Genomic DNA, 13466 nt, shown 5'->3' on the forward strand with positions numbered 1-13466 from the left:
CGCTACCCGGCGGCGCGGCGGCGCGGCGTGAACCGTCAGCACCCCATGCCGAGCCGGGTGCGCGTGTCGTCGTACTCGCGTTTGAGCCGCGCGACAAGCTCGGCGACCGACGGAATATCGTCCATCAGTCCCACGCCCTGGCCCGCGCCCCAGATGTCCTTCCATGCTTTCGACTTGTCGCCCGCGAAGTTCATCTTCGTTTTGTCCGATTCGGGCAGCGCGTCCGGGTCGAGCCCCGCATTGACGATGCTCTCGCGGATGTAGTTGCCATGCACGCCGGTGAAGAGATTCGTGTAGATGATGTCGGCGGCTTTCGCTTCGAGGATCGCGTGCTTGTACGCCTCCACCGCGTGCGCTTCGCGGGTGGCGATGAAGCGCGTACCCATGTAGGCGAGGTCCGCGCCCATCGCCTGCGCGGCGAGAATCGAGCCGCCGTTGGCGATGGCGCCCGACAGCACGATCGGCCCGTCGAACAGGCGTCGCGTCTCGCCCACGAGTGCGAACGGCGAGGTCGTGCCCGCGTGGCCGCCCGCGCCCGCCGCGACGAGGATCAGCCCGTCGACGCCCGCTTCGAGCGCCTTCGCCGCGTGGCGCAGATTGATGACGTCGTGCAGCACGATGCCGCCGTAGCTGTGCACGGCGTCGATGATCTCGCGCGCCGGTGCGCGCAGGCTCGTGATGAAGATGGGCACCTTGTGCTCGACGCACACGCGCACGTCATGTTCGAGGCGCGCGTTCGACTGGTGGACGATCTGGTTCACGGCAATCGGCCCGATTGTCGCGTTGGGGTTCGCGGCCTGCCAGGCGGCGAGTTCGGTCTGAATTTGCGTGAGCCAGGCGTCGAGCTGTTCGGCGGGGCGCGCGTTGAGCGCCGGGAACGAACCGACGATGCCGGCTTTGCACTGCGCGAGCACGAGTTCGGGATAGCTGACGATGAACATCGGCGAGCCGACGACGGGTAACGACAGGTTTTGCAGGACGGCGGGCAATGCCATGACGTGAGTCTCCTTGTGCGGCGCGCGGACGGCCCGGGTGGCCCAAAAACGGGCAATCACGAAACGATCGTTCGATTATAGGAGTGCGCCGCTACGGCGTGTGCGGGGCGGCCGTACGCGACGTTTGAGCAAGTGTTCGGTTTCTACGCATGCAGTATGGAAATTACACTGGGCCGCCGCGCACGCCTCCTACAATGTGACACGGCCAATTCAAACAAGAGAGGGGACATGCCGTTCGAAGCATTCACGCCTTTTACCGTCGGTACGGCGAGCGGTGTCGACATCCACGGCGTCAAGAGTGGTGAGGGCGGTGAGGGGCCGCCGCTCCTGCTGCTGCACGGCCATCCGCAGACCCACATGATCTGGCATCGCTGCGCCGACGAGCTCGCGCGGCACTTTACCGTGATCGCGACGGATCTGCGCGGCTACGGCGCATCGTCGAAACCGCAGGGCGACCCGGAGCACGTCACGTATTCGAAGCGCGCGATGGCCGCCGATCAGGTCGAGGTGATGCGTCACTTCGGTTACGAGCGGTTTCTCGTCTGCGCGCACGACCGCGGCGCGCGCGTCGCGCATCGCATGGCGCTCGATCACGCGGATGCCGTCGAGCGGCTGATGCTGCTCGACATCGCGCCCACGCTCGCGATGTACGAACAAACCGACCGCACGTTCGCGACACTGTACTTCCACTGGTTCTTCCTGATCCAGCCCGCGCCGCTGCCCGAAACGTTGATCGGCCAGAACACCGATTTCTATATCGAGCGCACGATGGGCAATCGTCACGCGGGGCTCGCGCCGTTTTCGCCCGAGGCGCTCGATGCCTATCGCGCGGCGCTGCGCGAGCCCGGCGCGGTGCATGCGATCTGCGAGGACTACCGTGCGTCCGCAACGATCGACCTCGAACACGACCGCGCCGACCTCGAACGCGGCCACAAAGTATCGTGCCCGCTGCGCGTGCTGTGGGGCGAGGAGGGGGCGATCGAGCGCTGCTTCGACCCGCTCGACGAATGGCGCAAGGTCGCGCGCGACGTGAGCGGGCGCGCGCTCGCGTGCGGCCACTACATCCCCGAGGAAGCCGGTGCGGAACTCGTGAGCGAGATGCTCGCGTTTTTCGAGGCGACCGAACGCTGATTGAGCGATGAAGGCGCGCCGCCCGAACGCTTACGCGAGCGGCGGCGGGCGTGAATCTGGGCTGGCGGATTGTGCCGCAACGCGCGAGGGTCGGTCCCGGTTTCGCCAAAAATTGATTCGGATCGCGAATCGAGGACCGGGGTGCGTCATGTTGTCCAGGCAATGCGAGATGTTTCTTGATTTACGTCAGGTGCCTCCAGGGAAATCACCTACCCAGCATGCCTCTTTGCGCGGGTATCATCACTCGATAGTTTGATCACGTCGGTAAACGATGCTCACGCTCGTCCAGCAATGGACGAGCGTTTTTTTATTGTGCTTCGTAAAATAGCGGCTGATTGTCGATCTGCCGCAATCCGTTCACCTGTTGTGCGAGCAACCATTGCTGCACATTCCCCGGCCATCTGCGCTGGAGCTTCTCGCCTAATCCACCGTCACGCGTGCGTCGATCCGCTCGCCGTCCAGCACGAGCGCGCCGCTCTTCGCGAGTTCGCCGGCCAGTTCACGCAGGAGCGCAGGCCATGCGGCTTGCGGCGCAAGCTGCCGTGCCGCCGCGCGCATGGCCGAAGCATTCGCGAGCATCGTCTCCAGCGTGGCGAATGTCATCGAGCGCACTTCGAGCAGCTTGAACACGACGAGCACCTTCAACGCGTTGCGCGCATTGCGCGCAGGATCGGCGCGTAGCCACGCAAGTCGCGAGAATGCCCGTTCGAGCGCGGCGTCGATATTCGAGAACGGTGCGCCGTGGCCCGGAATCACGATATTCACATCGAGCTTCGCAATCGCTTCGAGCACCGCTTGCTGTTCGGCGAAACCGCTTTCGCCATCGAGTTCGGGAAAGATCACGCCGAAGCCGTTTTCCCAGAGCGCGTCGGCACTGATCAAAAGGCGTGGTTGCGCGGCGTAGAGCATCACCGAATCGGGATCGTGACCCGGTGCGCCAATCACCTCCCACTCGAAACCGCCGAGCACAAGACGCTCGCCCGGCGTGAGCGTGCCGGTGAAACCGAAGCGATGACAGGTCTGCCCGGTCGCGAGAAACGAGAGGCTTGCCTCGTCCCACGCGCGCACGGCGAGCGCGCTGCGCGCCGGGATCAGCGTATCGCACGGCCACGCGGCTTGCAGTTGCGCGTTGCCGCCGCAGTGATCGGAATGCAGATGCGTATTGACGACGAGATCGAGCGCCCGCGTGCCCAACGCGCGCTCGACGAGCGCGACGGTCTGTGCCGCGTGCGTCGCGTAACCGGTATCGACAATCGCGGTGCGCGAGTCGTCGACGAGCAGCACGTTGTTCGACGAAAGCCAGCCGCGCTCGAACACGCGGATCGACGGTGGAAGTTTTACGCTGGTGCTCATGGTTTCGGCATGACGAGAATCGTTGCGTTGGCGATGATCACGGTCCCGCCATCCTGATTGAAGGCCGTGCCCGCGAGTTTGACGAGGTCGCCATTCAGGCCCGGTTTCCACCACGCATCTTCGACGCGCCATTCGAACGTGAGCACGTCGTGCGCGTAGGTCGCGCGCTTGAGCTTGATGTCGAATTCGAGGCCGAGCGGTTGCGCGTACGTCGAGAAATGCGTCGCGAGCAGCGCCATGAAATGCGCGGTGGGCTGCGTGCCCGATGCGATCAGTCCGCCGAAGCGGCTCTCACGTGCATACGCGTCGTCGTGATGCAGCGGGTTCAAATCGCCGACGAGCGTGGCAAACGACTTCACCGAATCGGGCGAGAGCGCGAGCGTCGAACGGCAGGTTTCGCCATGCTTCACGACCCTGGGCGGCGCGTTCATTGCGCGCCTTCTTCGCTTGCGGGCACGGCGTCGAAGTGCTGCGCCAGCCACTGCGCGTGACGCGCTTCGATGGCGTTCAAGACCGCGCGCTTCGCATTGTCATCGAGCGTGGACCATGCCGCAATTTCGTCGATGGTGCGCAGGCAACCTTCGCACAGGCCGCTCGCCTCGCTCATGCGGCAGATGTTGATGCACGGCGAGGCCGGCATACCGGCAGCGGAATACGCCGTCATGCTCACGCGTCGCGCAAGGCGACATCGACCACGGGTGCGCCGGTCAGCGTGGCCAGTTCCTGCGGCGAGAGATTGAACACCGCATGCGGGTGACCGGCAGCGGCCCACAGGCTGTCGAGTTCGAACAGATCGGCGTCGATGAGCGTGACAGGCGGCGTGGCGTGGCCGATCGGGCAGACGCCGCCAATCGCGTAGCCGGTCTTCTCGCGTACGAATTTCGCATCGGCACGGCCGATATCGCCCACGTGCGCCGCGACTTTCTTTTCGTCGACCCGGTTCGCGCCGCTCGCAATCACGAGCACGGGCGCGTCGTCATCGCGGCGGCGAAAGAGGATCGACTTGGCGATCTGCGCGACTTCGCAGCCGAGCCCCGCCGCGGCTTCGGCGGAGGTCTTGCCGGTTTCGGGCAGCATCACGACCGGCTTCTCGTGGCCGCGTTCGCGCAGCAGGCGCGCGACGCGCCGTGCCGAATCCGGCAGGGCGTCCAGATTGTCGTGCGAGGGGGGAAGCGTTTGCGTCATTGGACTCATTCCTTCGTACTGCAATTCGACAGGCGATGCGATTTGTTTCGTTATGCGCAGGCGGCTTCGCTGCGCTGCTTCGCGAGCAGCGCCTTGCCCGCACGCGAGACGTTGGCGCGGCCAATGGCATTCGAAATAAAATCGCCCGCTGCGACGACCTGGTTCAGATCGACGCCGGTGTGAATGCCGAGGCCGTTCATCAGGTAGAGCACGTCTTCGGTCGCGACGTTGCCCGTTGCGCCCTTCGCGTAGGGACAGCCGCCGAGCCCCGCTACCGAAGCGTGGAAGATCGCGATGCCTTCCTGCAGCGCCGCATAGATGTTCGCGAGCGCCTGGCCGTAGGTGTCGTGGAAGTGCCCCGAGAGACGCTCGCGCGGGAACACTTTCGTCACGGCCTCGAACACTTCGCGCGTGCGCTTCGGCGTGCCGACGCCGATCGTATCGGCAATGTCGATCTCGTCGCAGCCGAGCGCGGCGAAACGCTCGACCACATCCACCACGGACGCAACCGGCACCTCGCCCTGATACGGGCAGCCGAGCGCGCACGAGACGCTGCCGCGAATGCGCATGCCGTTCTGCTTCGCGGCTTGCGCGACGGGTACGAAGCGCTCGATGCTTTCGGCAATCGAGCAGTTGATGTTCTTCTGCGAGAACGCTTCGCTCGCGGCGCCGAAAATCACGATCTCGTCGGCGTGTGCGGCGAGCGCGCCCTCGAAGCCGCGCAGGTTCGGCGTGAGCACCGAGTAGATCGCGCCCGCGCGCCGCTCGATCGCGGCCATGACTTCGGCGCCGTCGGCCATTTGCGGGACCCATTTCGGCGAGACGAACGAGGCCGCTTCGATGTTCGGGAATCCGGCCGCCGAGAGGCGGTTGATCAATTCGATCTTCGTTGCCGTGGCAACGAAGTCCTTTTCGTTTTGCAGACCGTCGCGCGGTCCGACTTCGACGATCTTTACTGCTGCGGGTAAGGTCATGCCTGTCTCCTGCTCTTATTTCATGCGTTGCTTGTATGGTGTGCCGTGGCGTTCAGTAACCGCGCCCGACATGCACGATGCCGCTCACGGTTTCGCCGCGCGAAAGCGCTTCGATTTTGTCCGCGATCTGCGAGATCGCTTCGTCGCGGAGCGTGAGCGCCGAACTGTGCGGCGTAATCGTGATGCGCGGCTCGCGCCAGAACGGATGATCGGGCACGAGCGGTTCCTCGCGGAACACATCGAGCGTCGCTGCCGAGAGCGTGCCGTTCGCGAGCGCGTCGACGAGATCCTGCTCGACCAGATGCGAGCCGCGCGCGACGTTCACCAGATACGCGCCGCGTTCGAGCTTCGCGAATACGCGTGCGTCGAGGATGTCCTGCGTATCCGGCGTGGCGGGCAGCAGGTTCACGAGCAGCTTCACGCCGTCGAGAAACGCGTCGAACTGCGCACCGTGCAATTCGCCCGAATAAGTCTCGATACCGTCGAGCGTTTTTGCGCTGCGCGAGAAGCCGCGCACCGGCACACCGAGCGCGGCGATGGCGCGCGCGACCTGTGCGCCCAGCACGCCGAGTCCGAGCACGCCCACCGTGAACGCTTCGCGCGGATGCGGCGCGAGGACGTGCCATTCGCGCCGCGCCTGTGCGAGCGCGTATTCGTCGAAGCGGCGCAGATAGCGCAGCACCGCGTGCTGCACGTATTCGCTCATCTGCTGTGCCATGCCCGAATCTTCGAGGCGGACGAGCAGCACATCTTGCGGCAGCGTGCCGGGCTGCTCGCGTTCGAGTGCGAGGATCGCATCGACGCCCGCGCCGAGATTGAAGATCGCGCGCAAGCCGGGACGCGCGGCCAGCAGTTCGCGTGGCGGATGCCAGACGATCGCGTAATCGGCGGCGGCGTTATCGCCCGGTTGCCATGCGCGCAGTTCGGCCTCGGGCAGCGTGCGCGAGAGACCATGAAGCCATGCCGATGCATCGGCTTGCGGCAGCCAGAACAGGATTTTCATTTTTGCCATCGTGCGGTGCGCCTTACCTGGCGAAGAGGCGGCCGATATCGGCGAACGCCTTGAATTCGAGCGCGTTGCCGCACGGATCGAGGAAGAACATGGTTGCCTGCTCGCCGACCTGACCCTTGAAGCGGATATGCGGCTCGATGACGAATTGCGTGCCCGCGTCTTTCAGGCGCGCGGCGAGTGCGTGCCAGTCGTCCATCGAAAGCACGACGCCGAAGTGGCGCACGGGGACGTCGTGGCCGTCGACGGCGTTGACGTTGCGGTGGCCCGCTTCTTCCGGCGCGAGGTGCGCGACGAGCTGGTGGCCGAAGAAGTCGAAGTCGACCCATTCCGGCGAGCTGCGGCCTTCGGCGCAGCCGAGGAGGCCGCCATAGAAGGCGCGTGCGTGCTCGAGGCTCGTCACCGGAAACGCGAGATGAAACGGCTGCAAGGGCCGCTGATTGATGCTCGTAGCCTGCGACATGACAGTACCCGTGGCTGGTGTCTTGCCGACATTCTACGTTTTCAGACTCGCGCCTGCCGCCCTTTTACTGCGCGGTGCATGCACCGGCTGCCGCGCGTGTGCGCACCGCATGGCACAGAAAAAAAATTGGCTCGGCCCGGGGCTGGAACAGGCCGCAATCGCTTCACGCTTCTTCCTTCTGAGGAAAAAATCGTGCTTTCGTACGCCGACTTCCGCGCGTTGCCGACGATTGCTTCACTTGCGCATCGCCTCGCGCAGCAGACGCGCGGTATGCAGCGCGATCATGCCTTCCTCGTCGGTGCGGACCGCGAATATGGGCACACGGCTTTCGCGCGTGCTGATATGGTCCTTGTTCGCGGCATTCGCCTCCGCATGGATTTCCATGCCGAAGAGCGGCTTGAGACGTTCGACCACCTGGGCGCGGATCGGCGGCGCATTTTCGCCGATGCCCGCCGTGAACACGAGTGCGTCGAGTCCGCCGAGCCCCACCGCGAGCTTGCCCACCTCCTGCGCGATGCGGTACGTGTAGAAGTCGATGGCGAGCTTCGCCCGTTCGCTGCCGCTCGCGAGCAGCTCGCGCATGTCGCTGCTCAGGCCAGAGAGGCCCTTGAGGCCCGACTCGTGATACAGCAGCTTCTCGATGGCGTCGTGATCCATGCCGCTAGCCATCATCCAGAGCACGGCGCCCGGATCGAGCGCGCCGCTGCGCGTGCCCATCGGCAGGCCGTCGAGCGCGGTCAGGCCCATGGTCGTCTCGACGCTCTTGCCTTCCTTCATCGCGCACAGGCTCGCGCCGTTGCCGAGATGCGCGACGATCACGCGCCTGCGCGCGATGTCGGGCGCAACCGAATGCAGATGCCGCGCGATGTATTCGTAGGAGAGACCGTGAAAGCCGTAGCGGCGGATGCCGTCGGTGAAATAGCTGTAGGGCAGGGCGAAGAGTTGTTGCACGACGCCGTTGGTCGCGTGAAAGGCCGTGTCGAAGCACGCGACCTGCACGAGTTCGGGCGCGGCCTGGCGCACCGCGCGAATCGCCGACAAATTATGCGGCTGGTGCAGCGGCGCAAGCGGCGTGAGCGCCGCGAGTTCTTCGATCACCTGGTCGTCGATGATCACGGCGTCGCTGTGGCGTGCGCCGCCGTGCACGACGCGATGGCCGATCGCGGCGGGCGGCGTGTCGCGCAGGCCCACGGCGAGCACGAGGCGCAGGAGGCGAAATGCGCCGTCGTGGTCGGCGACCTGCGCGACCGGAAATGTCTCGTCGACGATGAGCCGCCCGTCGGCCATGTGCGCGACCACGCGCGGCGCCACGCCGATCCCTTCGATCTGGCCGCCCGCGCCGAGGATCGCGCGCGTGCCGCCCTCGACGGCCGGATCGTCGACGACGCGATACACCGAACACTTGATGCTCGACGAGCCCGCGTTCACGACGAGCACGACGTGGCCTTCTTCGGGCGAATGCACGGGTTGTGTACTTTGTGTACTCACATTTGCTCCATGCTCTTGCGTCGCGCGTGGGCGACGAGCACTGCAATCGCGCAACTGCCGATGCGCGAACGCACGGTGTCGGCGCGGCTCGTCAGGATGATGGGCACGCGCGCGCCGAGGACGATGCCGGCCGCTCCCGCACCGGCGAGAAAGGTGAGCTGCTTCGCAAGCATGTTGCCCGCTTCGAGGTCGGGCACGAGCAGGATATCGGGGTTGCCCGCGACTTCGGAGACGATGCCCTTGATGCGCGCCGCCTCCTTGCTGATGGCGTTGTCGAACGCGAGCGGGCCGTCGAGCACGCCGCCCGTGATCTGGCCGCGCTCGGCCATCTTGCACAGCGCGGCGGCATCGATGGTCGAGGGCATCTTCTCGGACACCGTTTCGACGGCGGCGAGGATCGCGACCTTCGGCACGGCAATGCCGAGCGCCTGCACGAGCTCGATTGCGTTGCGCACGATATCGGCTTTGTCGGCGAGCTTCGGGAAGATGTTGACGGCCGCGTCGGTGATGAAGAGCGGCTTGTGATACGAAGGCACGTCCATCGCGAAGACGTGTGACAGACGCCGCTCGGTGCGCAGGCCCGTGGCGGCCTGGGCGACTTCGTGCAGCAGTTCGTCGGAGTGCAGGCTGCCCTTCATCAGCAGTTCGGCTTCGCCCGAGCGCACCGCGAGCACGGCGCGCGCCGCTGCCGCGTGACTATGCGGCGCGTCGATGATCGTGACGCCCGCGAGCGACAGCTTCGCTTCGTCGGCCAGCGCGCGAATCCTCGCTTCGGGGCCGACGAGCAGCGGCACGATCAGGCCGAGGCTCGCGGCGTCGAGCGCGCCGGTGAGCGAGGACACATCGCACGGATGCGCCACGGCGGTCGGCACCGGGGCGAGGCTGCTGCAGCGTTCGAGCAGGACCGAATATTTGTCGGCCGATGAAGTCATGCGTGTCTCCATGCTGAACCACGGTTGTGCGCCGCCGCGCTCGGACCGAATGCTGCGGCGCGCAACGCGCTGACAAGTGTAGTGCAGCGCCTGGATGGCCGTCGGAAAACTATGCCGTACCAGCGCAGTATCAACGCCGCAGGGCGTGCGGCGCCGTGTCACGCATCGTTCACGCCGCGCGGAGATCATGTCGGGCGTGCTCTGTCGTGCTGCCCGCGGTGCTGCCCCTGCTGTTTCCCTTTTGCTTGACTTGACTTTCGAGACAGGCCTGCCTAGATTGAAATACTGCAGTGCAACATACGCCTCGTGCCAGATCGCTATTCGGCGCCATTCGGGCCCCACGCGTGCGATGCGCCGAGCTTGTGCACGCCGCCATGCGTCGGTAAGCGCCGGTAAGCGCCGGTAAGCGCCAACATCGTGCCGCATCGTGCACAACGCCGCCCGGCGGCGCCCAGCTAAAGGAGATTCATGTCGTGGCAGTTCCCGCACCTACTTCCGCCGCCTCGTCCAACCCGTCGTCCATCCCTTCTTCGGCCCCTTCGCACGCCCCTTCGTCCGCTGTGACCGGGCTGGCCGCCGCCCAGCCGCTCTACGAGTACCTGTTCGACGCCTGGCAGCGCAGCGTGCTGTTCTTCGACGTGCTGCGCGAGCGCGGCAATCAGACCCACCTGCACGAGCAGGCCGGGATGCCGCCCGTGTTGCGCTTCGAATACGAAGTGATTGCCGATGGCCGCGAACTGAACGATCCGTGCAACTACGCGCTGCTGCGCATCCTGCCTGAAGACGATGTGCCGTCCGATCCGCACATGCGCCCCTTCGTCGTCATCGATCCGCGCGCGGGCCACGGCCCCGGCATCGCGGGCTTCAAGATGGACAGCGAAGTGGGCATCGCGCTGCGCAAGGGCCATCCGTGCTACTTCGTGACGTTCTTCCCGGTGCCGTGCGAAACGCAGACCATTCAGTCGGTCGCGCAGGCCGAAGCCGTGTTTATCCGCAAGGTGCGTGAACTGCATCCCGAATCGGATGGCCTGCCGTTCGTGATCGGCAATTGCCAGGGCGGATGGGCCGCGGCGCTGCTCGCGGCGTCGGCGCCGGAACTGGTCGGGCCGGTCATGCTCGCGGGTTCGCCGCTTTCGTACTGGGCGGGCGTGAAGGGCAAGAATCCGATGCGCTACGCGGGCGGCATGCTGGGCGGCACGTGGGCGTCGTCGCTCGCCGCCGATCTGGGCGACGGCCACTTCGACGGCGCGCATCTCGTGCAGAACTTCGAGAACCTCAATCCCGCGAACACCTTCTGGGGCAAGCTTTACAGCCTGTATGCGAACGTCGATACGGAGCGCGAGCGCTTCCTCGAATTCGAGCGCTGGTGGGGCGGCCACTTCCAGCTGAACCGCGCCGAAATAGACTGGATCGTGCAGAACCTGTTCGTCGGCAACCATCTCACGCGCAACGAGGTGTACGCGAAGCACGCGCGCGCGCCCGTGGATCTGCGCAATATCCGCACGCCGATCATCGTGCTCGCTTCGTGGGGCGACAACATCACGCCGCCGCAACAGGCGCTGAACTGGATTCCCGATCTCTACGCGAGCGTCGACGAAGTCATCGCCAACGAACAGGTGATCGTGTATTGCCTGCACGACAAGGTCGGTCACCTCGGTATTTTTGTTTCGGCGAGCGTGGCCAACCGAGAGCATACCGAACTGTTTTCGGCGCTCGATCTGATCGACGTGCTGCCGCCCGGTCTTTACGAGGCGAAGATCACGGACACGACGCCGGAAGCGGGCCGTCTCGAAGCGCTCGAAGGCCGTTATGAAATCCGCTTCGAGCGGCGCACGATCCAGGACATCCTCGCGCTGGATGATGGCCGCGAAGACGAGCAGCCGTTCGAAGTGGTGCGCCGCTTCGCCGAGAACAACCAGCGGCTCTACGATCTGCTCGTTTCGCCGTTCGTGCGCGCGTCGAGTAACGCGTTGTCCGCGCACATGCTGCGCGAGACGCACCCGACGCGCGTGGAGCGCAGCGTGTTGAGCGATGCGAATCCCGCGCTGCTCGGGCTGCCCTCCATCGCCAAGGCGGTGCGCAAGCATCGCAAGCCCACCGCGCCCGACAATCCGTTCACGCTGCTCGAACGGCAGATGTCGGCCAGCATCGAATCTGCGTGGGATATGTACCGCGACGCGCGCGATACGTGGATCGAGAACACCTTCTACAGCGTCTATACGGCGCCGTGGGCGCAGGCATACGTGGGAGTCGCGCCGAACCAGCCGCTCGATCCGATTGCGCCGCCGCTCATGGAGCTGCGCAAGGAACTCGCGCAATTTCGGCTGCGCTCGGCGCGCGCGCATTTGCATACGGGCACGCTCGTCGATGCGTTCATGCGTATCGCCGCTTACCTCGTCGACGAAATGCATACGGTGCAGTACCGCCCGTTCCAGCGCATGCGCGAACTGGCTCGCGAATACCTCGGCGAGCGCCAGCCGACCATCGCCGAACTGAAGGAGGCTGCGCGCCGCCAGGGTGCGATTGTACATCTCGATCCGCAGGCCGCGATCGAGGCGCTGCGCGATATCGTGCCCGACATGACCACGCGCCGCGCGCTGCTGGCGGCGGTCTATCGCATTGCGACGGTATCGGGGCCGCTCGAAGGCGAGCAGCGCGAGCGCTTTCGCGTGGTGCAGCGGGCGCTCGGCATCGAGCCGGGCAGCGAGAAGGGCGGGGTGCCGCCGCAGGATGGCGGTCCGGCAGCGGGCGGCGCGGTGCCTGGGGCGGGTGCGGCTGCTTCGGGTGCCGTGCCTGGTGGGGTAGGCGCGCAAGCGGCGGGCGAGGCGGATAAGACGGCAGGCGCTGCGGTCAGCGGCGAAGCGTCGGTTGCTTCGAGCGCTAGGGCGAACACGAATGCTACGCCGAAGCGCGCGACGTTGAAGACTAAAACCGCCGTGAAAACAGCGGCGAAAACAACCGTAAAAGCCGCCACGAAGACTGCCACGAAGACTGCCGCGAAAGCGAAAACAACGCCGGGCAAGGTTGCGCCCGCAACTGCGAAGTCGCCTCGCGAAGCCACGCCCGCGCGTCGCGCGCGTAGCGCGGCGCCATCGTCGTCGCGCGTGGCGGGCGCGCCAACTGCACGCCGCCGCGCTACGCGTGGTGCGGGTGAATAAGGCTGGCGAATAAGGCCAGCGCATAGGGCGGGCAACCCGGCGCACGCGGCGCCCTTTGCTGCGTGGCGTGCGCCTGCCCTGAATGCGCCGGGACGGCGCATTCAGGGCAGGCGGCAAGCGAAGAGTGGATCAACATCTACATCGACGGCGGCGCGCACATCATGGCGTAAGCGCCGTGCTTTTCGGAAAACGAAAAAAAGCCTCGTACGTTGAACGTGCGAGGCTTTTTGTTGCGCTGGTTCGTCGCTGGCCGGTTGGCCGAGCGCTCAGTACCAGCCGCGACGCTCGTAGCGTCCGCGGCGGCCTGCCCAGCGGCGGCCGTCCCAGTAGTGGTCGCCGTGCCAGCCGACGTAGAGGGCGGGCGCCACGACGCCAGCAGGCTGATACCCGATGACGGCCGGCGGCGGGGCATACACCGGAGCAGGCGCGACGTACACCGGAGCAGGTGCGACGTACACCGGCGCGGGTATGCCGAAGTTCAGGCCGACCGATACACCCGCCATCGCGGATTGGGATGCGGCAAGGATCAAGGCACCGGCGCCGAGTGCAGCAAGCAGTTTCGTTTTCATTGAAGCCCCCTTCGGTGAAGGAAAGATTGCATGGCTTCAATCTAATGGAGCGTGCTTCGCCTTGAGTTACCAAAGTGCAACATTGTTGGGCCAAATGTTCCAGCCTGCGCGCACGCGAGGCGCGCCGCGTGGCGACGTCCACGCTTCGACGCAGCCGCGCCGCATGACGCAGCCACGCCAATGGTGGACCGTGCAACGGGTTTTCCGGG

13 protein-coding genes are annotated in these 13466 nt (G+C 65.6%); 2 read left to right on the top strand and 11 right to left on the bottom strand.

All coding sequences use genetic code 11. From position 1 onward, the window contains the following. Positions 1 to 35: 35 nt before the first annotated feature. Positions 36 to 995: an NAD(P)H-dependent flavin oxidoreductase gene (locus ACFPTO_RS11430; protein WP_377711465.1), complete on the bottom strand. Its 960-nt coding sequence runs from the start codon at positions 993 to 995 to the stop codon at positions 36 to 38. A 228-nt stretch (positions 996 to 1223) separates the two neighbouring features. On the opposite strand from ACFPTO_RS11430, the gene ACFPTO_RS11435 reads away from it, so the two are divergent. After that, on the top strand, positions 1224 to 2126 hold the full coding sequence (locus ACFPTO_RS11435; RefSeq protein ID WP_377711466.1) for an alpha/beta fold hydrolase: 903 nt from the start codon (positions 1224 to 1226) through the stop codon (positions 2124 to 2126). 420 nt (positions 2127 to 2546) lie between these two features. Here ACFPTO_RS11435 and ACFPTO_RS11440 read toward each other — a convergent pair whose 3' ends face one another. The 9 genes from ACFPTO_RS11440 to ACFPTO_RS11480 form a co-directional block, all read right to left on the bottom strand. Beyond that, positions 2547 to 3479 (bottom strand): MBL fold metallo-hydrolase, encoded by a 933-nt coding sequence (locus ACFPTO_RS11440; protein ID WP_377711467.1) that lies wholly within the window; start codon positions 3477 to 3479, stop codon positions 2547 to 2549. Continuing rightward, positions 3476 to 3910, bottom strand: a complete 435-nt coding sequence (locus tag ACFPTO_RS11445; RefSeq protein WP_377711468.1) for a MaoC family dehydratase — start codon at positions 3908 to 3910, stop codon at positions 3476 to 3478. The genes ACFPTO_RS11440 and ACFPTO_RS11445 overlap by 4 nt, the downstream gene beginning before the upstream one ends. After that, positions 3907 to 4143, bottom strand: coding sequence for a DUF1289 domain-containing protein (locus tag ACFPTO_RS11450; RefSeq protein WP_377711469.1), 237 nt, complete (start codon positions 4141 to 4143; stop codon positions 3907 to 3909). Before ACFPTO_RS11450 ends, ACFPTO_RS11445 begins: the two co-directional genes overlap by 4 nt. Positions 4144 to 4145: 2 nt before the next feature. Further along, positions 4146 to 4664 (bottom strand): YbaK/EbsC family protein, encoded by a 519-nt coding sequence (locus ACFPTO_RS11455; RefSeq protein ID WP_377711470.1) that lies wholly within the window; start codon positions 4662 to 4664, stop codon positions 4146 to 4148. Positions 4665 to 4714: 50 nt separating this feature from the next. After that, positions 4715 to 5638, bottom strand: coding sequence for a hydroxymethylglutaryl-CoA lyase (locus ACFPTO_RS11460; protein ID WP_377711471.1), 924 nt, complete (start codon positions 5636 to 5638; stop codon positions 4715 to 4717). A gap of 52 nt (positions 5639 to 5690) precedes the next feature. Next, on the bottom strand, positions 5691 to 6641 hold the full coding sequence (locus tag ACFPTO_RS11465; RefSeq protein WP_377711725.1) for a 2-hydroxyacid dehydrogenase: 951 nt from the start codon (positions 6639 to 6641) through the stop codon (positions 5691 to 5693). Between the two features lie 22 nt (positions 6642 to 6663). Next, positions 6664 to 7110 carry a VOC family protein gene (locus ACFPTO_RS11470; RefSeq protein WP_377711472.1) on the bottom strand — a complete coding sequence of 149 codons (447 nt, stop codon included), beginning with the start codon at positions 7108 to 7110 and terminating at the stop codon, positions 6664 to 6666. Positions 7111 to 7344: 234 nt separating this feature from the next. Further along, the gene (locus tag ACFPTO_RS11475; protein ID WP_377711473.1) at positions 7345 to 8598 is read right to left on the bottom strand and encodes an acetate/propionate family kinase; all 1254 of its coding nucleotides are present in this window, start codon (positions 8596 to 8598) and stop codon (positions 7345 to 7347) included. After that, a complete protein-coding gene (locus ACFPTO_RS11480; protein ID WP_377711474.1) occupies positions 8595 to 9530 on the bottom strand; it encodes a phosphate acetyltransferase in 936 nt (311 codons plus the stop codon). Before ACFPTO_RS11480 ends, ACFPTO_RS11475 begins: the two co-directional genes overlap by 4 nt. A gap of 473 nt (positions 9531 to 10003) precedes the next feature. Here ACFPTO_RS11480 and ACFPTO_RS11485 point away from each other — a divergent pair, with 473 nt between their 5' ends. Next, positions 10004 to 12688: a DUF3141 domain-containing protein gene (locus ACFPTO_RS11485; RefSeq protein WP_377711475.1), complete on the top strand. Its 2685-nt coding sequence runs from the start codon at positions 10004 to 10006 to the stop codon at positions 12686 to 12688. A 266-nt stretch (positions 12689 to 12954) separates the two neighbouring features. Here the strand turns inward: ACFPTO_RS11485 and ACFPTO_RS11490 are convergent, their stop codons facing one another. Then, positions 12955 to 13257: a hypothetical protein gene (locus ACFPTO_RS11490; protein WP_377711476.1), complete on the bottom strand. Its 303-nt coding sequence runs from the start codon at positions 13255 to 13257 to the stop codon at positions 12955 to 12957. Positions 13258 to 13466 lie beyond the last annotated feature (209 nt).

Source organism: Paraburkholderia denitrificans (genome assembly GCF_042655705.1).
Lineage (GTDB): Bacteria > Pseudomonadota > Gammaproteobacteria > Burkholderiales > Burkholderiaceae > Paraburkholderia > Paraburkholderia denitrificans.

Coding starts and splice junctions, on each gene's coding strand:
- ACFPTO_RS11445 (WP_377711468.1), bottom strand. CDS start 3,910: ATGAACGCGCCGCCCAGGGTCGTGAAGCATGGCGAAACCTGCCGTTCG.
- ACFPTO_RS11460 (WP_377711471.1), bottom strand. CDS start 5,638: ATGACCTTACCCGCAGCAGTAAAGATCGTCGAAGTCGGACCGCGCGAC.
- ACFPTO_RS11480 (WP_377711474.1), bottom strand. CDS start 9,530: ATGACTTCATCGGCCGACAAATATTCGGTCCTGCTCGAACGCTGCAGC.
- ACFPTO_RS11450 (WP_377711469.1), bottom strand. CDS start 4,143: ATGACGGCGTATTCCGCTGCCGGTATGCCGGCCTCGCCGTGCATCAAC.
- ACFPTO_RS11430 (WP_377711465.1), bottom strand. CDS start 995: ATGGCATTGCCCGCCGTCCTGCAAAACCTGTCGTTACCCGTCGTCGGC.
- ACFPTO_RS11465 (WP_377711725.1), bottom strand. CDS start 6,641: ATGAAAATCCTGTTCTGGCTGCCGCAAGCCGATGCATCGGCATGGCTT.
- ACFPTO_RS11440 (WP_377711467.1), bottom strand. CDS start 3,479: ATGAGCACCAGCGTAAAACTTCCACCGTCGATCCGCGTGTTCGAGCGC.
- ACFPTO_RS11470 (WP_377711472.1), bottom strand. CDS start 7,110: ATGTCGCAGGCTACGAGCATCAATCAGCGGCCCTTGCAGCCGTTTCAT.
- ACFPTO_RS11435 (WP_377711466.1), top strand. CDS start 1,224: ATGCCGTTCGAAGCATTCACGCCTTTTACCGTCGGTACGGCGAGCGGT.
- ACFPTO_RS11455 (WP_377711470.1), bottom strand. CDS start 4,664: ATGACGCAAACGCTTCCCCCCTCGCACGACAATCTGGACGCCCTGCCG.
- ACFPTO_RS11490 (WP_377711476.1), bottom strand. CDS start 13,257: ATGAAAACGAAACTGCTTGCTGCACTCGGCGCCGGTGCCTTGATCCTT.